The sequence below is a fragment of the Corynebacterium glyciniphilum AJ 3170 genome, assembly GCF_007673095.1.
Taxonomy (GTDB): Bacteria; Actinomycetota; Actinomycetes; order Mycobacteriales; family Mycobacteriaceae; genus Corynebacterium.
Genome location: NZ_VDYZ01000284.1, coordinates 1 through 255 on the forward strand (window position 1 = coordinate 1; position 255 = coordinate 255).

The following is a 255-nucleotide window of genomic DNA, read 5'->3' on the forward strand; positions in this document are numbered from 1 at the left end:
CCTGGGGGTGGTCTGCAGTGGTCACGGAGAGAGGGGTGGTGAGAGGGATGAGGGGGTTGGTAGGTGTCGCGGATGAGGTGGGTGATGTTGTGGAGGTAGTGGACGGGGTGGCGGTTGTGGAGGAAGTGAGGGATGAGGAGGTGGAAGGTGAGGTAGGTGGGGGGGTGAGGGAGATGGGTGGAGTGGTAGGGGGTGATGGGGGAGAGATAGAGGCGGAGGTGGGGGGTACGGGTGAGAAGGCGGGTGTGGAGGGGG

1 protein-coding gene is annotated in these 255 nt (G+C 64.7%); it reads left to right on the top strand.

All coding sequences use genetic code 11. The features are described from left to right. Window positions 1-17: 17 nt before the first annotated feature. A partial coding sequence (locus tag FS507_RS17085; RefSeq protein ID WP_145943845.1) for a hypothetical protein occupies window positions 18-255 on the top strand: 238 nt, incomplete at its 3' end.